At 54.3% G+C, this 22,816-nt stretch carries 17 protein-coding genes and 1 riboswitch; of the genes, 9 read left to right on the forward strand and 8 right to left on the reverse strand.

The genetic code is table 11. The annotated features are described in order from the left end of the window. Positions 1 to 22 precede the first annotated feature (22 nt). A complete protein-coding gene (gene plsB / locus SGBXF1_RS21845; RefSeq protein WP_037416113.1) occupies positions 23 to 2,491 on the forward strand; it encodes a glycerol-3-phosphate 1-O-acyltransferase PlsB in 2,469 nt (822 codons plus the stop codon). Between the two features lie 60 nt (positions 2,492 to 2,551). On the opposite strand, the gene ubiA is transcribed toward plsB, so the two are convergent. Together ubiA and ubiC are read right to left on the reverse strand one after the other, a co-directional pair. After that, positions 2,552 to 3,445: a 4-hydroxybenzoate octaprenyltransferase gene (gene ubiA, locus SGBXF1_RS21850; protein ID WP_037416110.1), complete on the reverse strand. Its 894-nt coding sequence runs from the start codon at positions 3,443 to 3,445 to the stop codon at positions 2,552 to 2,554. Next, positions 3,442 to 3,966, reverse strand: a complete 525-nt coding sequence (gene ubiC / locus SGBXF1_RS21855; RefSeq protein ID WP_061807783.1) for a chorismate lyase — start codon at positions 3,964 to 3,966, stop codon at positions 3,442 to 3,444. Before ubiC ends, ubiA begins: the two co-directional genes overlap by 4 nt. A 370-nt stretch (positions 3,967 to 4,336) precedes the next feature. On the opposite strand from ubiC, the gene SGBXF1_RS21860 reads away from it, so the two are divergent. The 3 genes from SGBXF1_RS21860 to SGBXF1_RS21870 are packed head-to-tail and all read left to right on the forward strand — an operon-like array spanning position 4,337 to position 7,749. Then, positions 4,337 to 5,719 carry an MFS transporter gene (locus SGBXF1_RS21860; RefSeq protein WP_186427540.1) on the forward strand — a complete coding sequence of 461 codons (1,383 nt, stop codon included), beginning with the start codon at positions 4,337 to 4,339 and terminating at the stop codon, positions 5,717 to 5,719. 22 nt (positions 5,720 to 5,741) lie between these two features. Further along, a complete protein-coding gene (locus SGBXF1_RS21865) occupies positions 5,742 to 6,743 on the forward strand; it encodes a LacI family DNA-binding transcriptional regulator (protein ID WP_186427541.1) in 1,002 nt (333 codons plus the stop codon). A gap of 22 nt (positions 6,744 to 6,765) precedes the next feature. Next, entirely contained in the window at positions 6,766 to 7,749 is a 984-nt protein-coding gene (locus SGBXF1_RS21870; RefSeq protein ID WP_186427542.1) for a nucleoside hydrolase, read from the forward strand. 55 nt (positions 7,750 to 7,804) lie between these two features. Here SGBXF1_RS21870 and malM read toward each other — a convergent pair whose 3' ends face one another. The 4 genes from malM to SGBXF1_RS24005 form a co-directional block, all read right to left on the reverse strand. After that, positions 7,805 to 8,707: a maltose operon protein MalM gene (gene malM, locus SGBXF1_RS21875; RefSeq protein WP_130382205.1), complete on the reverse strand. Its 903-nt coding sequence runs from the start codon at positions 8,705 to 8,707 to the stop codon at positions 7,805 to 7,807. A gap of 95 nt (positions 8,708 to 8,802) precedes the next feature. After that, positions 8,803 to 10,098 carry a maltoporin gene (locus tag SGBXF1_RS21880; RefSeq protein WP_147284278.1) on the reverse strand — a complete coding sequence of 432 codons (1,296 nt, stop codon included), beginning with the start codon at positions 10,096 to 10,098 and terminating at the stop codon, positions 8,803 to 8,805. A 29-nt stretch (positions 10,099 to 10,127) separates the two neighbouring features. Beyond that, positions 10,128 to 11,237: a maltose/maltodextrin ABC transporter ATP-binding protein MalK gene (gene malK / locus SGBXF1_RS21885; RefSeq protein WP_037416091.1), complete on the reverse strand. Its 1,110-nt coding sequence runs from the start codon at positions 11,235 to 11,237 to the stop codon at positions 10,128 to 10,130. Further along, positions 11,230 to 12,204 (reverse strand): alpha-amylase family glycosyl hydrolase, encoded by a 975-nt coding sequence (locus SGBXF1_RS24005; protein ID WP_186427543.1) that lies wholly within the window; start codon positions 12,202 to 12,204, stop codon positions 11,230 to 11,232. Before SGBXF1_RS24005 ends, malK begins: the two co-directional genes overlap by 8 nt. A gap of 359 nt (positions 12,205 to 12,563) precedes the next feature. On the opposite strand from SGBXF1_RS24005, the gene malE reads away from it, so the two are divergent. The 3 genes from malE to malG all read left to right on the forward strand — a co-directional run bounded on the left by malE (position 12,564) and on the right by malG (position 16,300). Continuing rightward, positions 12,564 to 13,757: a maltose/maltodextrin ABC transporter substrate-binding protein MalE gene (malE, locus tag SGBXF1_RS21895; RefSeq protein WP_037416088.1), complete on the forward strand. Its 1,194-nt coding sequence runs from the start codon at positions 12,564 to 12,566 to the stop codon at positions 13,755 to 13,757. A gap of 63 nt (positions 13,758 to 13,820) precedes the next feature. Beyond that, positions 13,821 to 15,398 carry a maltose ABC transporter permease MalF gene (gene malF / locus SGBXF1_RS21900; protein ID WP_186427544.1) on the forward strand — a complete coding sequence of 526 codons (1,578 nt, stop codon included), beginning with the start codon at positions 13,821 to 13,823 and terminating at the stop codon, positions 15,396 to 15,398. Between the two features lie 11 nt (positions 15,399 to 15,409). Beyond that, positions 15,410 to 16,300, forward strand: coding sequence for a maltose ABC transporter permease MalG (gene malG, locus SGBXF1_RS21905; RefSeq protein ID WP_004948829.1), 891 nt, complete (start codon positions 15,410 to 15,412; stop codon positions 16,298 to 16,300). Positions 16,301 to 16,645: 345 nt separating this feature from the next. On the opposite strand, the gene psiE is transcribed toward malG, so the two are convergent. After that, entirely contained in the window at positions 16,646 to 17,053 is a 408-nt protein-coding gene (psiE, locus tag SGBXF1_RS21910) for a phosphate-starvation-inducible protein PsiE (RefSeq protein ID WP_020837183.1), read from the reverse strand. A 221-nt stretch (positions 17,054 to 17,274) separates the two neighbouring features. Here psiE and SGBXF1_RS21915 point away from each other — a divergent pair, with 221 nt between their 5' ends. Continuing rightward, positions 17,275 to 18,711: a capsule assembly Wzi family protein gene (locus SGBXF1_RS21915; RefSeq protein ID WP_130382213.1), complete on the forward strand. Its 1,437-nt coding sequence runs from the start codon at positions 17,275 to 17,277 to the stop codon at positions 18,709 to 18,711. Between the two features lie 62 nt (positions 18,712 to 18,773). Here the strand turns inward: SGBXF1_RS21915 and pgi are convergent, their stop codons facing one another. Continuing rightward, a complete protein-coding gene (pgi, locus tag SGBXF1_RS21920; protein ID WP_186427545.1) occupies positions 18,774 to 20,420 on the reverse strand; it encodes a glucose-6-phosphate isomerase in 1,647 nt (548 codons plus the stop codon). A 273-nt stretch (positions 20,421 to 20,693) separates the two neighbouring features. On the opposite strand from pgi, the gene SGBXF1_RS21925 reads away from it, so the two are divergent. Next, a complete protein-coding gene (locus SGBXF1_RS21925) occupies positions 20,694 to 22,502 on the forward strand; it encodes a cation:proton antiporter (RefSeq protein WP_037416079.1) in 1,809 nt (602 codons plus the stop codon). A gap of 52 nt (positions 22,503 to 22,554) precedes the next feature. After that, a riboswitch (Lysine riboswitch) is annotated at positions 22,555 to 22,748 on the forward strand. The last annotated feature ends 68 nt before the right edge of the window (positions 22,749 to 22,816 follow it).

The following is a 22,816-nucleotide window of genomic DNA, read 5'->3' on the forward strand; positions in this document are numbered from 1 at the left end:
TAACAAGAGGCTTCACGTTGTTATGTCAGGTTGGCGTAAAATTTATTATAAACTATTGAATTTACCACTCAAATTGTTGGTAAGAAGTAAGGTTATCCCTTCAGATCCGGTCACGGAGTTAGGGTTGGATCCCTCACGGCCGATTTTGTATGTTTTACCTTATAATTCCAAGGCGGATTTACTGACGCTACGCACCCAGTGCCTGGCGCAGGATCTGCCCGATCCCCTCAATCCGCTGGAGATAGACGGTACCGTGCTGCCTAGCCACGTGTTTATTCACGACGGCCCGCGCGTATTCCGCTACTACACACCGAAAGAAGAGTCAGTAAAACTGTTTCACGACTATCTGGATCTGCACCGCAGTAATCCGGATCTCGATATTCAGATGCTGCCTGTTTCAGTGATGTTTGGTCGTTCTCCAGGCCGCGAAGGCCATGGCACGCCGCATCTGCGCCTGCTTAACGGTGTACAGAAGTTCTTTGCCGTGTTGTGGCTCGGCCGCGACAGCTTTGTGCGTTTCTCCAACACCGTTTCGCTGCGTCGCATGGCGACGGAACACGGCACGGACAAAACCATCGCACAAAAACTGGCGCGCGTAGCACGAATGCACTTCTCGCGTCAGCGTCTGGCAGCCGTTGGCCCAAGCCTGCCGGCCCGTCAGGACCTGTTCAACAAACTGTTGGCGTCCAAAGCGATCGAGAAAGCAGTCGAAGACGAAGCGCGCAGCAAGAAAATTTCCCATGAGAAAGCCCAGCAGAACGCCATTGCGCTGATGGAAGAAATCGCTGCTGACTTCTCATATGAAACTGTGCGCCTTTCCGACCGCGTGTTGAGCTGGACCTGGAACCGGTTATATCAAGGTATCAACGTCACCAACGCCGAACGCGTGCGTCAGTTGGCACAAGACGGCCATGAGATCGTTTATGTGCCCTGCCACCGCAGCCACATGGACTACCTGCTGCTTTCTTACGTCCTGTATCACCAGGGCCTGGTGCCGCCACACATTGCCGCCGGTATTAACCTCAACTTCTGGCCGGCTGGCCCGATCTTCCGCCGCCTGGGTGCCTTCTTTATCCGCCGGACGTTCAAAGGCAACAAACTGTATTCGACGGTGTTCCGCGAATACCTCGGCGAACTCTTTAGCCGTGGTTACTCAGTGGAGTACTTTGTCGAAGGTGGTCGTTCTCGTACCGGACGTCTGCTGGAACCGAAGACCGGCACTCTGTCGATGACCATTCAGGCAATGCTGCGCGGCGGTTCTCGCCCGATCACACTGGTGCCGATCTACATCGGTTACGAGCACGTGATGGAGGTGGGCACCTACGCTAAAGAATTGCGTGGCGCGACCAAGGAAAAAGAGAGCCTGCTGCAGATGCTGCGTGGTCTGCGCAAGCTGCGTAATCTCGGCCAGGGTTATGTCAACTTCGGTGATCCACTGCCGTTGACCACTTACCTGAACCAGAACGTGCCTCAATGGCGTGAATCGATTGATCCTATCGAATCCCAACGCCCAAGCTGGTTGACGCCGACGGTTAACGATCTGGCGGCCAAGATCATGGTGCGCATCAACAATGCCGCCGCGGCTAACGCCATGAACTTGTGCTCCACGGCGCTACTGGCTTCACGCCAACGCTCGCTGACCCGTGAGCAGTTGCTGGAGCAGCTTGAATGCTATCTGCAACTGATGCGCAATGTGCCTTATGCCAGCGATGTCACCGTACCGACCCAGACGCCAGATGAGCTGCTGGATCACGCGCTGAACATGAATAAGTTTGAGGTCGAGAAGGATAATATCGGCGATATCATCATCCTGCCACGCGAGCAGGCAGTCCTGATGACCTATTACCGCAATAATATCCATCATCTGCTGGTGCTACCTTCACTGATAGCCACGATCGTGATGCATCATCGCCGCGTTTCTCGCACCGAACTGCTGCGTCAGATTGGGTTGATTTACCCAATGCTGAAGGCTGAGCTGTTCTTGCACAACGACAAGGAACAACTGTCCGAAGTGCTGCGACCACTGATCGAGGAAATGATCCGTCAGCAACTGATCTGCGATAAGGGTGACGAACTGGTTCTGAATCCAGCACGCATCCGACCATTGCAATTGTTGGCCGCCGGTATCCGCGAAACGCTGCAACGCTACGCCATAACCATGTCGATCCTCAGTGCGAATCCGAGCATTAATCGCGGTGCACTGGAGAAAGAGAGTCGGATTATGGCCCAGCGTCTGTCGGTATTGCACGGCATCAACGCGCCAGAGTTCTTCGACAAAGCAGTGTTCTCAACCCTGGTGGCAACGCTGCGTGAAGAAGGCTATATCAACGATATTGGCGATGCAGTTCGTGAGCACACCATGGAGGTGTACAGCATGCTGAGCGATTTGATCACCCCAGAGATCAAATTGACCATTGAGAGTGTCAGCATGCCAGCGGAAACCAACGCGCCGTCGGTTGCACTCGAAGAAGTTGAAGAAAAAGACGAGTAATCCGTTGTTACGGAAACGAAAAAGGCACCCTCGGGTGCCTTTTTTATTGCCAGTGGCCCGTTAAGCCTGCCAGTAACTCAGCGCGATACCAATAAACAGCACTAACCCAACGTAGTTGTTGTCCAGGAATGCCTTGAAGCAGGCCTCGCGCTCACGGGTCGCGATCTGCTTTTGCTGGTGGATAAACAGCGCACCTGCCAGCAGTAACGACCAGTAAAATGCCCCGCTCAACTGAGCCAGATAGCCAACCCAGACTAACAACAACAGCGTGGCCAGTTGCAGTAAGCCAACGATCAGTTTGTCGTAACGCCCAAACAAAATGGCCGTGGATTTAACACCAATCTTCAAGTCATCATCACGGTCAACCATGGCGTACAGCGTGTCATAAGCCACTGTCCAGCAGATATTGGCCAGCAATAGCAGCCAGCAGCTCAGAGGCAGCGACTCACTCACAGCAGCATAAGCCATGGGAATGCCCCAACCAAAGGCAGCACCCAGTACGAACTGCGGTAGATGCGTGACCCGCTTCATAAACGGATAAGCCCATGCCAATGCCAACGCGGCCAGTGACAACCAAATGGTCATTGAATTCAGCGTCAGCACCAGCCCGAATGAGATCAGTACCAATACCACAAACAGAATTTTGGCTTCTTTCTCGCTAACTCTGCCGCTTGGCATCGGACGCCCGGCAGTCCGCTTTACGTGGCCGTCGACGGCGCGATCGGCATAGTCATTCACCACGCAACCGGCTGCACGCATCAGGAAGACCCCAACCACAAACACCAACAGGATAGACAGCGATGGCACGCCCTGCCCCGCCAGCCACAGCGCCCACAGAGTTGGCCACAGCAACAACAAGGTGCCAATCGGTTTATCAATGCGCATCAGATGGCTATAAGCCTGCCACTTGCTTTGAATCACGCTTCCCTCCAAGGTATTTCCTCTCCTCATCATTCTGGGTCCGTACTTTCTGCCGCATACAGTGGCGAAGCTGGTAAAAACAGTTCCGTCAGCAACAGCGGTTTACCCGCCAGTCTCAGGCGGGAGCGACGCGCCCACAAGCTCTCTTGCCGCCCCATGTGAATATAATCGCGGGTTAGCTCATTGCTGCTAAACAGATAACGCCCCAGTGGCAGCGTACCCAAATCCACCAGCGCCAAATCCGGGCCAGTGAGCGTTTCCTGAGGGATCACCGTACGCCCCAGCAACCAAGGCTGGTTGTCGCCCAATAACACGATTTCACGTAGCCAGTAACGCGGGCTGTCCGGCAAGTGTTCAGCCTCTTCACCCAGTTGATCGCGGGTAACAAAACATTCGCGCTGTGGTTCAACGTGCACACGCCCACAGTGACGCTCAAAACGGCGAGTCATCGACCCTAGCTCCATCAGCCAGTCGCTTACAGCGGCGGGTACCGGAGGATGTTGCACAGATAACCACTCCAGCGGCGGCAAGATGGAATCCCTATTGCCAGACATTGCTCTACTCCATGCCTGACGCCGCGCCCTGCGGCCGCGCCAGACCATACAAACTGTTAACAGAGAGCCATTGTAACGCAGAAATTCAAAAGCGGCAGGCAGATTCGTGGGATAGCACGTAGCAAACTCAACAGTAAAAAAGTGCCGTAATGTCATTTTTCTGCCATCTGTTTTCTTTACCTTCGTTCCCCGGAGCGATGGGGATTCTGTGATCGTCCGCAAACTTTCACCTTTGTTGCATTGTTTTATCTACGCGCGTAGATACTCTTGCATCGCAGCGTTGAATCGCCATTTGTCCGACATTTTCGTCAGCAAACCTTCTTGCCGACACCAGGGAACTCACTGCAGCAAAACAGAGGATATCAATACAATGAGCGAAACAACGCTTGCAACCCCACAGGCCGCCAGTGAAACGCTGGCGGCCGATGAACGTTTAGCCACCAAAGAGGGGCGTGGTCAATTCTGGCGCGCCACTTTCTCATGCTGGCTCGGCACCGCCATGGAGTATGTCGATTTTGCCCTGTATGGTCTGGCAGCGGGCATGGTGTTCGGCGACGTGTTCTTCCCCGAAGCCACCCCAATGGTCGCGCTATTGGCAAGCTTCGCCACCTATTCCGTCGGTTTTATTGCCCGGCCTATCGGCGCGTTGGTTTTCGGCTGGATTGGCGACCGTAAGGGCCGCCGCGTGGTGTTGCTCACAACAGTTGCACTGATGGGCGTTTCCACAACGCTGATCGGGCTGATCCCTTCCTATGCCCAAATTGGCGTCTGGGCCCCCACCTGTCTGGTGATCCTGCGTTTTGCTCAGGGCTTCGGTGCTGGTGCAGAACTTTCCGGCGGCGCCGTCATGCTGGCAGAATACGCACCGGCCAAACGGCGTGGCCTGGTCGCCTCGATCATTGCTATCGGCTCTAACAGTGGAACGCTATTGGCCTCGCTGGTGTGGCTGCTGGTCTTGCAGTTGGATAAAGCTGATCTGATCGCTTGGGGCTGGCGTATTCCGTTCCTCGCCAGCATCTTGATCGCCGGAGGGGCGCTGTACCTGCGCCGCCACGTACGTGAAACACCGGTGTTTGAACGCGAACTGCAACAAAACCGTCAGCGGATGCTGGACAACACGCCTGCTACACCAGATAACCGCAGCTATCTGCAACGCACTAAAGCCTTCTGGATCATGCTGGGCCTGCGTATTGGCGAGAACGGCCCATCCTATCTGTGCCAGGGCTTTATCGTGGGTTACGTTGCCAAGGTGCTGATGGTGGATAAGTCAGTGCCGGCACTGGCAGTGATGATTGCCTCACTGTGCGGTTTCCTGGTGATCCCTCTCGCGGGTTGGCTTTCTGACCGCTTTGGCCGCCGCGTTACCTACCGTTGGTTCTGCCTGTTGCTAGTGCTGTATGCCTTCCCGGCATTCTGGCTGCTCGACAGCCGCGAACCAGCAATAGTGATTTCGGTGATTGTGGTCGGCATGTGCATTGCTTCATTGGGTATTTTTGGCGTGCAGGCCGCCTACGGCGTGGAACTGTTTGGCGTCAAAAATCGCTACTCAAAAATGGCATTTGCCAAAGAGCTGGGGTCGATCCTGTCCGGCGGTACCGCACCGCTGATTGCTACCGCCCTGCTGGCCGGCTTCGGTCACTGGTGGCCTGTTGCCTGCTATTTTGTTGTAATGGCGGGCATTGGCTTAATCACCACCTTCTTTGCACCGGAAACCCGCGGCCGCGATCTTAACTTGCCGCAGGACGCGGTGTAATCAGGGCGTACAGGAACCCAACTTGGATAATCAATCCGCGCGGCGTATCACCCGCGCCGACGTCGCCCGCGTAGCGGGCACCTCGGTCGCGGTCGTCAGTTATGTGATTAACAACGGCCCGCGGCCGGTGGCAGAAGCCACCCGTTTGCGGGTACTGGCCGCGATCGAACAAACCGGTTACCGGCCGAACGACATTGCCCGCGCACTGGCTTCAGGTAATACCCTGACTTACGGTTTAGTAGTGCCTGACATTTCCAACCCCTTTTTTGCCACACTGGCACGGGCGCTGCAACGCGAGGCATTCAGCCACGGACGCGTACTGCTGTTAGGTGACGCCGGCGACGACCGGCAGCGCGAACACGACCTGATTAATCATCTGCTGCGCCGTCAGGTTGACGGACTGCTGTACATCAGTGTCGATCGCCATCCCTGGTTTGATCTGATCCGCAATTCCGGTACCCCTTGCGTGATGATCGACACCATCGACAACCATGCCGGTATTTGCGCCATTCGCGTAGACGAACGTGATGCTGCCTGCCAGGCAACACGCCATCTGCTACAACACGGCTACCGGGAAATTGGCATTTTTGTAGGCCCACTGAGCATGCTCAACGCACAGGATCGCCTAAATGGCTGGCGTGATGCTCTGATTGAGGCGGGCATTACACCGCATAAGGAATGGATTTTTGAAGCCCCCTACACACGTCAGGGCGGCTATCAGGCCAGTCAAAGAATGCTGCAAGGACCGCGCCCACGAGCCATATTCACATCCAACGAGCAACAGGCGCTCGGTTGTTTGTCGGCACTGGCGGAACACCGGCTGCACGTACCGGACGACCTGGCTATCATTTGCTTTAATGGCACCCAGCAATCCGAATTCAGCATTCCGCCCCTCAGCGCGGTCGAACAGCCGATTGACGCCATGGCGAAACGGGCAATCGCCATGCTGGCTGCCGGTGCGGCGCAACCGGAGCTGCATGAATTCGCCTTCCAGCTACATATCCGCCGATCGTGCGGCTGCTAGTTTATTGATTTAGGTAACTGCTATGCGTTTGATTATTGATTGCGATCCCGGTAACGGCATCCCCGGTGCCAACGTCGACGACGGGTTGGCGCTGGCATTAGCTCTGGCGGCCAGACCGCAGCTCTCGCTGGAGTTGATCAGCATCGTAGCGGGCAATACGCCACGTGACGTCGGCTTCGCCGTGGCCCATCATCTATTGCAACAAACCGGCTATCAGGTGCCGGTGGTGGCTGGCGCCACCTGTGCCTTGAGTGAACCACCAGAGCCCTGGCGTGCCCATTTGGATCGTGCCATTACCGATCCGGATTTAGCCAGCCTGTGGCGCGAAACGCCTTGCCCACATGCCACAATAACAACAACACCGAATGCCGCAGTGGCAATCGGCGAGCTTATCTGCAATAACCCCGGCGAAATCACCCTGGCAGCGATCGGCCCACTCACCAACGTCGCGCATGCTTTGCAGTTGTATCCACAAATGGCTCAAGCCGTGAAGGAAATCGTGATTATGGGCGGGGTTTTCAACGTCGAAGGCTACATTAAGGACACCAATTTTGGATTGGATCCTGAAGCCGCCCGGCGGGTGCTGACTAGCGGCGCTCACATCACGCTCGCCCCATTAGACGTCACGACAAAGACGATGTTGACTCAGGCAGACCTGGCGCACATGACCCAACCGGATACGCCGCTGTGTCGCTATCTGCTGGCGACGACCCGACCCTGGATCGATTATTCCCGCCATACGCGCCATCTACCAGGCTGTTGGATTCATGATGCGCTGGTGATTGCCTGGCTGTTAGAGCCGGAGCTGGTGACAACAGAAGAATATTATGTGGATGTTGCACTGGAGGGAGCCATGACACGCGGCAGTTCACGGCGCTGGCGGCCAGACAGTTTGCGCCTGACCGTCGGCATGCCGGAGCCCACGGGCAAACCTGTGCGGGTGATGCAACAGGTCGATAATCCCCGTCTACTGGCGTTGATCGGCCAAACGCTGGCCCGCGAATGAAAAAAGGTGCGCCGAGGCGCACCAATCATTGAGCCAGCATCGGCAGCGTCGGGTACTACCCCTTGCCTTTCACGCTGCTAATAAACGTTTCACGTGCTGTGGTGGAACCCAGTTTTTCCGCCTCATTCATCAGCTTCAGCGCTTTATCGATGTCTCCCGCCTTCACTGCCTGTTTGATGCCATTGTTAAAGTAGGTTTCTGTGTCATTCAACATCGGTTCCGCCGGCTTGCTTGGCACCTGAGCCGGTGCTGCTGCGACTGCAGCAGTAGATCCCACAACCACTGGCGTCGCCGCCGGTGCCGGTTGCAGCATGCCAATCATAATATTGCCGCTACCCTGTTCTGCAGTGACCTTCAGTTTGATGGTGCCACTGGTGCTATGGCTAGCGATAGGATCCGGAATATCCGGCACTGCGTTACCCACACCCTGCGCATATGCTTTTGCCGGGTTGGTCAGTTGGGTGGTTTTTGCCAGATCCTGACGGGTGGTGTACACCAGCAGATAGATTTGTTTCTGACCCAGAGCTGGGGTCAGTTTCAGCGTTCCCTCTAAGCGATCCGACGACATCGCGCCAGGTGGCTGATAAGGGAAGTAGCTGCTCGGGTAATAGGCAGCCGGACGCAGGTGCTCATCGAGCACCAGTACGCTTGGCGCATAAATTGAGTTGTTCTTGCTGATGCTGCTCAGCGTAACTTCCAGCGAGCCGCGATCGGCTGGCAGCGTATAGGCGGCAATAGCGCCCTGAATATCGCCCTGATTGATTTGCGGGCTGACATTATCCAGTTTCACGTCTTGGCTAACCGGCGGTACCAGCGGTTGCCATGGCAGGCTTTGCAGCGTGCTGGCACTAATGGCTGGTGCGATGGAGACATTAGCCGGCGTATCAGCATTGGCCGCCAATGGCGCACCAAGGGTAAGCGCCAGTGACAAGCAGAGTGACAGCAGATTCTTTTTCATTGTTATACCCCATTGTATCCGACGCGCCTCAGGCAAGAGAGTCAGTGTCGGCGAATACAGGTTGGGGAGAACACCTGGCTCTCCCCGTTATCACATTACCACCAGATTTCCATCTGAGCGCCGAAGGTGACTTCATCGTCATTACCGCGGCTGAAAGTGTGCATGCTGGTGTCGTTATACGCGGTACCTGAGGTGTAACCGGCGCCGGAATCGCTGTTAGCGTAGCCCCATTTCTCATCCCACTTGGCGTAGGTAGCAAATACGCGGATAGCCGGACGTGACCAGATGCTGTTGCCCGCCTGCCACTGTTGCGCCAGGGTGACTTTGTATTGGCCGTTGCGATCGCCGGTACGCTGGGATTTCACGTTGTCATAACCGGCTTCCAGCAGGGTACTCATGATAGGCGTCCATTTGTACATTGGACGCACACCCACGGTGTACCAAGTGGTGCCGTTGTTATTGTCGCGATCAATGTCCTGGAACATAGCGACATACATCATCGCCCATTTATCGTTGAAGTCGATGGCACCGTGATCCAACACGCGAATCATCTTGCCATTGTTGTCGATAGTGGCGCCTTGGCTACGGCCATTGTTCTGGGAGGTCATTGAATCAGTGGCATATTGCAGTACAAACTTGTTGTAACCGCTCAGAATACTTTGGGTATGTTCGGCAGTGATCAACCAGCCATCTTTGCTGGCGCCGTCGGCCAAACTATAGCCATCTTGTGCATTCGCGCGACCGTAGTCTACGCCCAGTTCCAGAGTCCCACCAGGATTGAGCTCCAGACCCGCCAAGCGCACGTCAAAGGTATCGTTGACGGTTGGGCGCTGCTTCCATTCATTATCCAGATAACCGTAAGAACCACCGGATTCAGAGTTACGGGTGACGGCAGCAGAAAGCTTACCGAAGCCCAGATCGATATTTTCCAGACCGGCACCTGGGCCAGAGATATCCCAGTAGTAGAAGTCAATCATGTGAACATCATGACGCTGATAGAAGCGCTTACCGGCCCACATGGTGGAGCCCGGCAGCCAGTCGATCAGGTTTTTACCCTGCACATTCACTTCACGGAAGCCTGGGGTCACGTCTTCCCAGTCAGAACGTTGTGAAACGGAATAGGCCAGATTGGTATCGAAATAGAAGCTTTTATCGCCTTCTTTCCACACTTCCTGACCCAGCTTCAGTTCGGCGTAAGTTTCACATTCGTTACCGAGACGGTATTTGCTGTCAGCACCGGTGGCTTTGAAGCACTGTTGCTCACCACCGCTACCGGTCCAGCCGATACCAGAACGGGCGTAACCTTTAAAATCCACGGCCATCGCCTGAGTTGTGAGAACACCAGCGGCGATTGCCAGTGCCAGAGGAAGTTTGCGCAAGGTAGTCATCATTATTCTCCTGTTATACAGACTGTGATGCTTTAAACGCCCGGCTCCTGGTGCAGCCGTTTACATGCCGTACCGTCTTCACGGAACAGATGGCAGCGGTGAGGCGGCAGGCCTATAGCGAATGTTGCACCTTCTTCTACCAGCACCACGTCGTTCTGGCGGTAAACCAGGTTTTGACGAATTGCCGGGATTTGGATGTGGATTTGCGTCTCGTTACCGAGTTGCTCCACCACCTGTACGTCGCCGGTCAGGCGAACTTCAGAGGCATCGCCAGGCAACAGATGCTCTGGACGAATACCTAATGACATGTTCGAACCGGCCTGAACCTGCGTACCTTCCACCGGTAACCACACCAGTTGACGGTTAGGCAGTTCGACCTGGACTTGTTGCGGTTCCACAGCGGTCACTTTGACCGGCAGGAAGTTCATTTTCGGCGACCCAATGAAACCGGCGACAAAACGGTTGGCCGGATAGTGGTACAGCTCCAGCGGCTTACCGACCTGGGCTACACGCCCGGCGTCCAGTACCACGATCTTGTCGGCCAGCGTCATCGCTTCGACCTGATCGTGAGTGACGTAAATCATGGTGCGCTGTAGGCGCTTATGGAGACGGGAAATCTCAATGCGCATTTGCACTCGCAGTGCGGCGTCGAGGTTAGATAGCGGTTCGTCGAGCAGGAACACATCCGGTTCCGCCACCAACGTACGACCGATCGCCACACGCTGACGTTGCCCACCGGACAACGCTTTAGGTCGTCGATCGAGCAAATGGGCCAGTTGCAGCACTTCCGAAACTTGGTTAACCCGCTGGTTGATTTCTGCTTTCTTGGCACCCGCCAGCTTCAGGCCAAATGACATGTTGTCGGCCACTGACAGGTGTGGATACAGCGCATAAGACTGGAAGACCATGCCGATACCGCGCTCAGACGGCGGAACCTCATTCATGCGTTTATCGCCAATCATCAGGTCACCGGAAGTAATGTCCTCCAACCCCGCGATCATGCGCAGCAGCGTAGATTTGCCGCAGCCCGATGGCCCGACAAACACCACAAACTCACCGTCATCTATTGTCAGATTGACGTCTTTGGAAATCACAGCTTCGCCGAAGGCCTTATAAACGCTGCGCAATGTGACGCTAGCCATGCGTTACTCCCCTGCTTTCGCAGTTAACATTTCGTGTAAAAATGGCGGACGCAAAACCCGCCAAAACCCATTGATGACCCTCTTGCTGCGCACCGTGCTGCCATGCCAGTGGCAAGGTCGCCTCAGACGGCGCGGCCGCCTGAGTATAAGGCTGCAGGTTAATCAGCGCTTCAAGGCATTGATCCTGATGGGTAATAATTAAGCGCACGACGCCATTACGCTGGCTAACGATGCTCAGTTCTCCCTGTTGGATAACCGGAAGCCGGCGTAATGCCAGCAGGGACTGGCAGTAACGTAAGGTGGATTGGTTGTCATACTGCTGGCGGCTGATGGCCAGCGCGCGGTGTTCGATCGCCACCTGCTGGTACCAGTGAATTTCGCCAGAGGTCACCTGTTCTGGCGCTTCATGCCAAGGCATCGGCGTTTGCGCACCAAGAGGATCCTGCAGACCAGCGGCGTGCGGCAGTCCCAATTCTTCGCCTTGATACAAGCAAATAGGTGCAGGCAACATCGCCAACAGCGTTAAAAAAGCATCAGCGGAGCGTAAGTTGCCTTGCCCCCAGTGGCTGACCACGCGAGGTTGATCGGCATCACCGGTACTCCACAGGCTATCTGCCAGGGTGACGCGGCGGTCATTCAATACCTCAACCAGCTTTTCCACGCTGAAGGGCACGACCTCTAACGCTAATGGGCTGCGGAGATACTGTTGCTGCGCAGCGGTGGCACGACGAATGTGGTTTGGCCCGTCGCAATACCACAACGTCAGCCCTTGGGTTGCGACCGTGGCTTCATCTTGTGCCGCCAACGCTTGCGGCAGTACCAAACCGTCAATCGACAGCGTGCTCAAGTACGGTAATGCCGCAATCATGCCGTGAGCGTCACCCACACCGTCCCCGTTTCCATCACGGAAACTGACCGGATGGATCCGGTACAGGGTTGGCTGAGTGGCGATAGGCATTGGCGACATAAATCCGATTCCCTGCTGCACGTGGCGATAAAAATCAATGTGGCCGATAGTGCGGTAAACCCCACAAAGGGTAATCATCCGTAACAGAATTTTTCATGGGGGAGGAGATGGGAGGATGAGAGAACGACCGTAGCGGTGAGAAGTTCCACGCTTAAGACAAATCTGTGATCTGCCTGGCAAAAATCGTCCCCCTATTTTGTGTCTGACGCCACAGAATAGAGAGCAATGTTAACTGGATCACACTACGCAGGTATGGGGCGTAGAAGGGGGGAGGATGAGAATGTGTCGCTTTGTGACCCACTATTACCGCGAAACCTCTCTCCTTGATTTACGTGCCCACAAAAAAGAAGGATTGGATTATGACTCGCAGCTTTACCACCGCCCGTACGCTGGTACTTTCGGCTCTGACCACGTTGGTGCTCTCTTCTTCCGCCTTTGCCAAGATCGAGGAAGGGAAACTGGTTATCTGGATCAACGGCGATAAAGGCTATAACGGCCTGGCCGAAGTCGGCAAAAAATTTGAGAAAGACACCGGTATCAAAGTCACCATCGAACATCCGGACAAGCTGGAAGAGAAATACCCGCAGGTTGCGGCAACCGGCGACGGCCCGGACATCATCTTCTGGGCTCATGACCGTTTTGGTGGTTACGCGCAGTCTGGCCTGCTGGCCGAGATCCATCCTTCCAAAGCTTTCCAGGACAAGTTGTTCCCGTTCACCTGGGATGCAGTACGTTATGACGGCAAGTTGATCGGTTACCCGATCGCCGTTGAAGCGTTATCGCTGATTTATAACAAAGACCTGATCAAGCAAGCACCGAAAACCTGGGAAGAAATTCCGGCGCTGGACAAAGAACTGCGCGCCAAAGGCAAGAGTGCCATCATGTGGAACCTGCAAGAACCCTACTTCACCTGGCCAATTATTGCCGCCGACGGCGGTTATGCCTTCAAGTATGAGAATGGCAAGTACAACATCAAGGACGTAGGTGTCGCCAATGCCGGTTCCCAGGCTGGCCTGCAATTCATCGTCGATTTGGTGAAAAACAAACACATCAACGCCGATACCGACTACTCGATTGCCGAAGCTGCGTTCAACAAAGGCCAGACCGCCATGACCATCAATGGCCCGTGGGCATGGTCAAACATCGAGCAAAGCAAAATTAACTACGGCGTGACCCTGCTGCCGACCTTTAAAGGCAAGCCATCCAAACCTTTCGTCGGCGTACTGACCGCAGGGATCAACGCCGCTAGCCCAAACAAAGAGCTGGCGACCGAATTCCTTGAGAACTACCTGCTGACCAACGAAGGGCTGGCGGACGTCAACAAAGACAAGCCTCTGGGCGCTGTCGCACTGAAGTCTTACCAGGAACAACTGGCGAAAGATCCGAAGATTGCCGCCACCATGGAAAACTCCCAGAACGGCGAAATCATGCCTAACATCCCGCAGATGAGCGCCTTCTGGTACGCCGAACGCAGTGCGGTAATCAACGCCGTCAGCGGCCGTCAGACGGTGAAAGCCGCACTGGATGACGTACAGACCCGTATCACCAAGTAACACACTATGTTGTGCGGGGTGCAGACAGGCACCCCGCTGTGGCTTCACAGAAAGGAACGCCCTATGCAATTAGCTCACGCCGGTTCACCTGCGCGCAAAAAGTCGAAGTGGTGGCAGAGTGACATCCTGAAATGGCTGGTCATCGGCCTGTTCAGCCTGGTTACCTGCTATCTGATTGTGTTGATGTATGCACAGGGTGAATACCTGTTTGCCATTCTGACGTTGATTCTGGTCAGCGCCGGGCTTTACGTCTTCGCCAACCGTCGCGCCTACGCCTGGCGCTACGTTTACCCTGGCATCGCCGGCATGGGGCTATTCGTCCTGTTTCCGCTGATTTGCACCATCGCCATCGCCTTTACCAACTACAGCAGTACCAATCAGCTCACCTTTGAGCGCGCACAGTCGGTGCTGATGCAGCGTCAGTTCCAGACCGGCAAGACCTTTACCTTCAGTCTGTACCCAGCGGACAACCAGCGCTGGCGTCTGCAGTTAACCCACCCGGACAGCGGCCAACCGCTGATTTCCCAGCCTTTCAGCTTTGATGCCAACGCACCGCAAACGCTGAAGCTGGTCGAAGAAAGCGCCGAACCGGCGGGCGAACGTGCCACGTTGCGAGTGATCACTCAAAACCGTCAGGCGTTGAGCCAACTGGTTGCACAGTTACCGGATGGCGGTGAGCTGCGCATGAGCTCCCTACGCCAGTTTTCCGGTACCACCCCGCTTTATGCGCTGGATAAGGACAGCAATACGCTGACCGACCAACAAACCCATATTCAATACCGGCCGAACCCGGAAATTGGCTTCTATCAGGCCGTAAATGCTGACGGAAACTGGGCCAAAGAAACGCTTAGTCCGGGCTACACCGTCACCATCGGTGGAAAAAACTTCCTGCGCGTCCTGCAGGATGAAGGCATCAAGAAACCGTTCGTGTCGATCTTTATCTGGACCATTGTGTTCTCGGTGATGACCGTGATCCTCACCGTAGCGGTAGGCATGGTGCTAGCCTGCGTGGTGCAGTGGGAAGCGCTGAAGGGCAAAGCGGTGTATCGCGTAATGTTGATATTGCCCTACGCGGTGCCGTCGTTTATTTCGATTCTGATTTTCAAGGGGTTGTTCAACCAAAGCTTCGGTGAAATCAACATGATGCTCAGCCATCTGTTCGGTATCAAACCGGCCTGGTTCAGCGACCCTATCACCGCCAAAAGCATGATTTTGATCGTCAATACCTGGCTGGGCTATCCGTACATGATGATCCTGTGCATGGGGCTGCTGAAAGCCATCCCGGATGACCTGTACGAGGCTTCGGCGATGGACGGCGCCACCCCGATGCAGAACTTTTTCCGCATCACTTTGCCGCTGCTGATTAAACCGCTGACACCGCTGATGATCGCCAGTTTCGCCTTCAACTTTAATAACTTCGTGCTGATCCAACTGTTGACCAACGGCGGGCCGGACATGATTGGCACCACCACGCCAGCCGGTTATACCGACCTGCTGGTCAGCTACACCTACCGTATTGCCTTCGAAGGCGGCGGTGGACAGGACTTTGGGCTGGCGGCGGCAATTGCCACGCTGATCTTCTTGTTGGTAGGCGCCCTGGCGATCCTGAATCTGAAAGCCAGCAAGATGAACTTCGACTAGGGAGAAAAATAATGGCTATGGTCCAACCCAAATCCCAGCGTCTGCGCCTGTGGATGACTCATACACTGATGTTGTGCTTTATCGCCCTGATCATGTTCCCGCTGCTGATGGTCGTCACTATCTCACTGCGCTCCGGTAACTTTGCTACAGGCAGCCTGATACCGGAGCAAATTTCCTGGGATCACTGGCGGTTGGCGCTCGGCATGAGCGTGACACACGCCGACGGCAGCGTCACCCCACCGCCGTTCCCGGTCCTGTTGTGGTTGTGGAATTCAATTAAGATCGCGGTGATCACCGCCATCGGCATCGTTACATTGTCCACGACCTGTGCTTATGCCTTTGCTCGCATGCGTTTTCGCGGCAAAAGCACACTGCTGAAAAGCATGCTGATTTTCCAGATGTTCCCGGCAGTGTTGTCATTGGTGGCACTGTACGCGTTGTTCGATCGGCTGGGCCAATACATTCCATTTATCGGTTTGAACACGCATGGCGGTGTAATCTTCGCTTATATGGGCGGTATCGCGCTGCACGTCTGGACTATCAAAGGCTATTTCGAAACCATCGATAATTCGCTGGAAGAAGCGGCAGCACTGGACGGCGCCAGCCCGTGGCAAGCCTTCCGTTTAGTGTTACTGCCGCTGTCGGTACCGATTCTTGCCGTAGTATTTATTCTGTCTTTCATCGCTGCCATCACCGAGGTGCCGGTGGCCTCACTGCTATTACGCGACGTCAACAGCTATACGCTGGCGGTTGGGATGCAGCAATATCTAAACCCGCAGAACTATCTGTGGGGAGACTTTGCCGCTGCGGCGGTGCTGTCAGCGATTCCGATTACCGCCGTCTTCTTGCTGGCGCAGCGCTGGCTGGTCGGTGGCCTGACGGCTGGCGGCGTGAAAGGTTAGTTTTGTGCCACTGCAATGCGATTGATGTACTTCGTTCTATTTCTTTACCCTATGGATTTCAAGTTACAGCTAGGCGACCAGCTCGCCCATCCTCAGGCGCTTACTTTAGTAAGTAACTGAGATGGGCGAGTACAGTTAACAACGCTTGCAGCTTGAAAGGTGGCGGGTAATCAATACCTGTGTCTTCGGCGGCCTCTCCGGGCCGCCTTTTTTATTGATATACCCCAAATAATTGGAGTTGCAGCAAGGCGGCCAACGTGTAAATCCCCAGGAGCTTACTCAACGTAAGTGACTGGGGTGCGCACGTGCAGCAAACGCCGCCGCAGCTTCAAGTATGACGGGTATTTATTCGCGCTTTAATCGGTCGGTATTAGCCAGATAAAGCGTCACCACCAGCAACAATATCGCCGCAGAATAAATTAGCGTATCTATTGGATTTTCATGATCCACAATGATCAAACGGATAATCGCGGTGATACCGATATAAATAAAGTAACGTAAAGGAAAGTGATAGCCCGACTCGAAATACTTCACAATCAAGGCAATAAACTCAAAATAGAGGAAATAGATGACAATTCCCTCAATCAGAAGATAAGACGTCGACTCTTCGTTGTTTACAAATAAGACTTTCGCCAAATGAATGGTTTCTTTCACTAAAAAGACGATCAGGATCGCCGCTAGCAGCAGCAGCCCAACGTTCAACACCCGTTGTAACCCTTTCGCCACCATCACTGAGCGGGAGGTTTTTGCCATACATATTCCCCATTAACACCACTGAAATTATCCGCGAATCCTACCATAGGCATTATCTTAAAAATTAACATATCCAAAAAAGCATAAAAAAATAAATATTATTCAACCGGTTACATTTAAATGTTTCATATGGATATATTTGTAGCAAATTGAAATGTCCACTATGATGGGTCATAGATCTTTACATAAAACAAACAACTCGAATTAACAAGGGAATATTTATGCGCGCTAAGCTTAACGGACTGGTCGCCGCGGGCCTGTTTACCTGTGCATTGAGCAGCCATGCCAGCGGATTGGTCACCCCTGATAATGACCTGCGTAATGACCTCGCCTGGCTGTCCGACCGTGGCGTCATCAACGTCAGTCTGTCCACTTGGCCACTGAGCCAGGAAGAAATCAGCTCGGTTATCTCACAAGCCAAACCAGTCACGAATACCGAGAAAAATGTCATCGACCGTGTTCAACGCCGTGTCGGGGAACTGAAAGCCAATATCCGTGTGAGTGGCTATGCTTCCACCGACAAACCTGGCACGCCACAGGGCTTTGGTCAAAACGAATATGCCGACGATCGCCTCACTATTGGCGCAGGCGCAAACGGTGAGTTCTGGGACGTGCGCGTTCAGGGTTCTGTCGAAGGCGATCAGCGTGTTAGCGACGGTTCCAAATTCAATATGCAAGGCTCTTACGGTGCGGTGAAAATCTGGAACCAATGGCTGTCCTTTGGTGAAGTATCCCAATGGTGGGGCCCAGGTTATGACGGCAGTCTGATCCGCTCAGACGCAGCACGTCCGGTCGCAGGTTTCATGCTCCAACGCGCTGACCAATCGCCGTTTGAAACACCTTGGTTGTCGTGGATTGGCCGCTGGCAGTATCAAATTACCGCTGGCCAGTTGTCGCAATATACTGCTGTACCACACACCAAACTGATTGGCGGTCGTTTTACCATGATGCCAACCAACTTCCTTGAGTTGGGTGCATCGCGCATCATGCAATGGGGTGGTGAAGGTCGTCCGCAGTCGTGGAGTTCCTTCTGGGATGCCTTTACAGGTAAAGACAACGATGATTCGGGTCAAGGCAACGATCCGGGTAACCAGCTCGCCGGTTTCGACTTCAAGCTGAAAATGCAGCCACTGATTGGCTTACCTGTCAGCCTGTACGGTCAGTTGGTCGGTGAAGATGAGGCCGGTTTCCTGCCTTCACAAAACACCTACCTGTTAGGTTTAGAAGGTCATCCGGAATGGGGCCCAACTACCATCAACTGGTCTATCGAAGGGGCGGATACCCGCTCAGACATGAGCCGTAAAAACTATGTTTACACCCATTACACTTATAAAGGTGGCTACTACCAGCAGGGTTACCCGCTGGGCCACGCGATGGGTGGTGACGGCCAAATGCTGTCTGGCCGCGTAGAAATGGTGCTGGACGATGGCCAACGCTGGAGCACTCGCTTGGTATACGCCAAAGTGAATCCAAACAGCCAGTCAATTAACCAGGCATTCCCAAAATCTGACACGCTGAAAGGCATTCAGTTGGGTTGGGGCTACAACTTCGACTCACAGGTCAAGTTTGATACCAGCCTGTGGTACACCGATAACAACGCCAGCACCGCCGATGACGTGGGCGCAGGCATCAGTTTCGAAGTGCCAATCAATCTGTAATCCTCCAGACATAAAAAAACCCGCCGCGGCGGGTTTTTTATTGGCATCAATTCAAGCTGCGATTAACGCCATTCTTTGAAGCGGTTGATCAGCGCATTGGTTGAGCTGTCATGGCTACTTACCGCTTCGTCACCCGCCAGTTCAGGCAGAATACGGTTAGCCAGCTGCTTACCCAGCTCCACGCCCCATTGGTCGAAGGTGAAGATGTTCAGGATCGCGCCCTGGGTAAAGATCTTGTGTTCATACAGGGCGATCAGGCTGCCCAAGCTGAACGGCGTGATCTCACGCAGCAGGATAGAGTTGGTCGGGCGGTTGCCTTCAAATACCTTGAATGGCGCCACGTGCTTGACCTCTTCCGGCGTTTTACCCTGTGCCGCAAACTCGGCCTCTACCACTTCCAGCGATTTGCCAAACGCCAGCGCTTCGGTCTGTGCGAAGAAGTTCGACAGCAGTTTGGCGTGGTGGTCGCTCAGCGGGTTGTGGCTGATGGCCGGTGCGATAAAGTCGCAAGGCACCAGTTTGGTCCCCTGATGGATCAACTGGTAAAACGCGTGCTGGCCGTTGGTGCCTGGCTCGCCCCAGATGATCGGGCCGGTCTGGTAATCCACTGGGTTACCGTTGCGATCGACATACTTACCGTTGGACTCCATGTTGCCCTGCTGGAAGTAAGCAGCAAAACGGTGCATGTATTGGTCATACGGCAGGATGGCTTCGGTTTCTGCGCCGAAGAAATTGTTGTACCAGATACCGATAAGTGCCAGCAGCACCGGCAGGTTTTTCTCTGCTGGCGTTTGCGCGAAATGCTTGTCCATCTCATGCGCACCGCTCAGCAACTGCTCGAAGTTTTCATAACCCACGGACAGCGCAATCGACAGACCTATTGCAGACCATAGAGAATAACGGCCACCAACCCAGTCCCAGAATTCGAACATATTGGCAGTATCGATGCCGAATTCACCCACCGCTTTGCCGTTGGTGGACAACGCCGCGAAGTGTTTCGCCACGTGTTTTTGATCGCCGGCAGTCTTCAGGAACCAGTCACGCGCGCTGTGGGCGTTGGTCATGGTTTCCTGCGTGGTGAAGGTTTTTGACGCCACCAGGAACAAAGTCGTTTCCGGATTGAGCGCTTTGAGCGTTTCGGCGATATGGGTGCCGTCAACGTTAGAAACAAAGTGCATATTCAGGTGGTTTTTGTACGGACGCAATGCCTCGGTCACCATATAAGGGCCAAGGTCCGAGCCGCCGATACCAATGTTCACCACGTCAGTAATGGCTTTACCGGTGTAACCTTTCCAGTCACCGCCAATCACGCGGTCACAGAACTGTTTCATTTTGGCCAGCACCGCATTCACTTCCGGCATCACATCTTTGCCGTCAACGATAATCGGGCTGTTGCTACGGTTGCGCAGGGCAACATGCAGCACCGCACGGTCTTCGGTACGGTTAATTTTCTCACCGGCAAACATGGATTTGATCGCACTTTGCAGATCAGTCTCTTTCGCCAGTGCCTGCAGCTTCTCCAAGGTTTCCGCGGTAATGCGGTTTTTAGAGTAATCCACCAGCATCTGATCGTTGAAGGTGGCGGAAAATTTGGAGAAACGCTTACTGTCCTGAGCAAACAGATCGCTGATCTGTACGTCTTTCATCTGTTCAAAATGTTGCTGCAGGGCTTGCCAAGCAGCGGTTTGACTAGGATTGATATTTTTCATAGCAACACTCTTAGGCTTGAGAATAAATGTGACGTGGTTGTCCGATTGTAGCCTGTTCGACTGTGATTATGATCTCTTTTCTTGCGATAGGTGCTAACTGTTAAACGCAGCCGCATCGTTTCAGCTCTTCCCCTATACTTTTGGATAATAGCCTGTTATCAGGGTTACTTAACTGTCACTAAACTGTGTCAGATTATCACCACGTCATTGACGTAATTAGGCTAAGGATGCGCGGCCAACCAGGCTGTAGTTTGAAAGACGAAGGACATTACTATGGAATTATCTGCCCCGTTGATGTTGGTGGTTATTGGATTAAGTTCGTTATTAGCACAGTGGTTAGCCTGGTTATTACGCTTGCCGGCCATTTTGCCACTGCTGGTATTTGGCATCGTGCTAGGACCGGTGGTGCACCTGGTACAGCCGGATGCGCTGTTCGGCGATCTTCTGTTCCCGCTGGTGTCGCTGTCGGTCGCCATTATTCTGTTTGAAGGAGCGCTGACACTACGCGTCGAGGAGATACGTGGTCTCGGCGGCGTGGTGCGCAATCTGGTCACCATCGGTATGCTGATCACATTCCTGGTGATCGGTGTGGCCTGCTGGTGGCTGCTGGACTTTCCGCCGGAACTGGCTGCGCTGATCGGCGCAGTCACCGTCGTCACCGGTCCAACAGTCATTGCCCCGCTGATGCGTGTAGTGCGGCCAAATGCCAATATCAACCAGGTACTGCGCTGGGAAGGCATCGTGATCGACCCGGTCGGCGCTATCTTTACGCTGCTGGTGTTTGAATTTATCGTGCTGAAGCAGCATTCAGAATCCTATACTCACCTGTTCTACACTCTGGGCATTACCGCCGCTGTCGGCCTGGTCGCTGGCGCATTATTCGGTTACCTGCTGGGCCTGGCACTACGCCGTGTTTGGCTACCACGCTACCTGCAAAACCTTGCAGTACTGGCAATTATGCTTACCGCCTTTGGCGTGTCTAATGCCATTGCCGACGAATCCGGCCTGCTGACCGTCACGGTGATGGGTATCTGGCTGGCCAATATGCGTGATGTGGATACCAGTGACATACTGGCCTTTAAAGAAGAACTGTCGGCAATCCTGATTTCGGCGCTGTTTATCATCTTGGCCGCGCGGCTTGATGTCCAGGCACTGTGGAACATGGGCTGGCCGCTGCTGGGTCTGCTTCTGGTGGTGCAGTTTATCGCCCGTCCACTGTGTATTGCTGTGTCAACCTGGCGCTCGTCCTTGCACTGGCGCGATCGCCTGCTGCTGTGTTGGATAGCTCCACGCGGCATCGTCGCCGCTGCGGTGAGTTCATTATTCGCCCTGACATTGCAACGCAGCGGTTACCCAGGCGCCGATCGTCTGGTGACCGTGGTATTTGCCGTGATCATTGGTACTGTGGTGCTACAAAGCCTGACCAGTGGCATGATGGCGCGCTGGTTGCGGGTTCAGCAGCAAAAACCACGTGGGGTGCTGATCGTCGGAGCCAATAGCGTGGCACGCATGCTGGCACAGGCACTGATGAAAATGAATATCCCGGTGATTGTTACTGACAGTAGCTGGGAATATTACCGCCAGGCACGAATGGACGGCATTCCCGCGTATTATGGACATGCTTACTCCGAACACGCCGAGAACTTCCTTGATCTTAGCGATACTGCGCAAGTGCTGGCACTGTCGCCCAACCGCCATCAGAATGCACTGGCGGTCTATCACTTCGGCCATATTTTTGGCGACGGGCAGGTGTTCGCTATCCGCTCCGGTGCCCCACTGAAAGGTCGCGGCAACAGTGGCGAAAGCTCACGCTTCCGTCGACATGAAGTTTTGTTTAATCAAGAGGCCACCTACGGGCGGTTAAGCAGCCTGATCGCTCACGGGGCGACCATCAAAGCCACCAAACTAAACGAGAACTTTGGCTGGCTGGAGTATCTTGAGAAACATCAGGGTGTTATTCCGCTATTCAGTCAGCGGGAGGACGGCACACTGCAGCCGATCGGTTCCGGTTTCGTCCCAGCGATGCCCTGTACGCTGATTGCACTGGTACAAGATGAAAATCCCTCAACGTCTGGACGTTGACAGCAGCGCGATTACCGGCTATTCCTAACAGCCTACTTGCACACCCCGTGTGCAAGCCAGAAGAGGTGCGTCGCCCAGGTAGAGTGTCAGAGGAGCCGTTCTCCAATGACGACGCTTGAGGGGGAGCGACGCCGAGGTAAGGTGATGCGCGGCATTCATCATATCGGCTACAGGGGCTGAATCCCCTGAGTTGTCACCAGGGATTGTCCGTAAGGGCAGTCAGCAAGGTGGGGCGCTTCTGGGTGTATCGTAGCGTTAACCTCTACGCCTGCCCCCTGTTTATCGCTCCTCCCTTGTGCCAAGGCTATGAAAAA

Source organism: Serratia grimesii (genome assembly GCF_900186025.1).
In the GTDB taxonomy this organism is placed as follows: Bacteria; Pseudomonadota; Gammaproteobacteria; order Enterobacterales; family Enterobacteriaceae; genus Serratia; species Serratia grimesii.

What these genes read in the sequence shown, in the direction of transcription:
- plsB (WP_037416113.1), top strand. Translation starts at nt 23, where the DNA reads ATGTCAGGTTGGCGTAAAATTTATTATAAACTATTGAATTTACCACTC.
- ubiA (WP_037416110.1), bottom strand. Translation starts at nt 3,445, where the DNA reads ATGATGAGGAGAGGAAATACCTTGGAGGGAAGCGTGATTCAAAGCAAG.
- ubiC (WP_061807783.1), bottom strand. Translation starts at nt 3,966, where the DNA reads ATGTCTGGCAATAGGGATTCCATCTTGCCGCCGCTGGAGTGGTTATCT.
- SGBXF1_RS21860 (WP_186427540.1), top strand. Translation starts at nt 4,337, where the DNA reads ATGAGCGAAACAACGCTTGCAACCCCACAGGCCGCCAGTGAAACGCTG.
- SGBXF1_RS21870 (WP_186427542.1), top strand. Translation starts at nt 6,766, where the DNA reads ATGCGTTTGATTATTGATTGCGATCCCGGTAACGGCATCCCCGGTGCC.
- malM (WP_130382205.1), bottom strand. Translation starts at nt 8,707, where the DNA reads ATGAAAAAGAATCTGCTGTCACTCTGCTTGTCACTGGCGCTTACCCTT.
- SGBXF1_RS21880 (WP_147284278.1), bottom strand. Translation starts at nt 10,098, where the DNA reads ATGATGACTACCTTGCGCAAACTTCCTCTGGCACTGGCAATCGCCGCT.
- malK (WP_037416091.1), bottom strand. Translation starts at nt 11,237, where the DNA reads ATGGCTAGCGTCACATTGCGCAGCGTTTATAAGGCCTTCGGCGAAGCT.
- SGBXF1_RS24005 (WP_186427543.1), bottom strand. Translation starts at nt 12,204, where the DNA reads ATGTCGCCAATGCCTATCGCCACTCAGCCAACCCTGTACCGGATCCAT.
- malE (WP_037416088.1), top strand. Translation starts at nt 12,564, where the DNA reads ATGACTCGCAGCTTTACCACCGCCCGTACGCTGGTACTTTCGGCTCTG.
- malF (WP_186427544.1), top strand. Translation starts at nt 13,821, where the DNA reads ATGCAATTAGCTCACGCCGGTTCACCTGCGCGCAAAAAGTCGAAGTGG.
- malG (WP_004948829.1), top strand. Translation starts at nt 15,410, where the DNA reads ATGGCTATGGTCCAACCCAAATCCCAGCGTCTGCGCCTGTGGATGACT.
- psiE (WP_020837183.1), bottom strand. Translation starts at nt 17,053, where the DNA reads ATGGCAAAAACCTCCCGCTCAGTGATGGTGGCGAAAGGGTTACAACGG.
- SGBXF1_RS21915 (WP_130382213.1), top strand. Translation starts at nt 17,275, where the DNA reads ATGCGCGCTAAGCTTAACGGACTGGTCGCCGCGGGCCTGTTTACCTGT.
- pgi (WP_186427545.1), bottom strand. Translation starts at nt 20,420, where the DNA reads ATGAAAAATATCAATCCTAGTCAAACCGCTGCTTGGCAAGCCCTGCAG.
- SGBXF1_RS21925 (WP_037416079.1), top strand. Translation starts at nt 20,694, where the DNA reads ATGGAATTATCTGCCCCGTTGATGTTGGTGGTTATTGGATTAAGTTCG.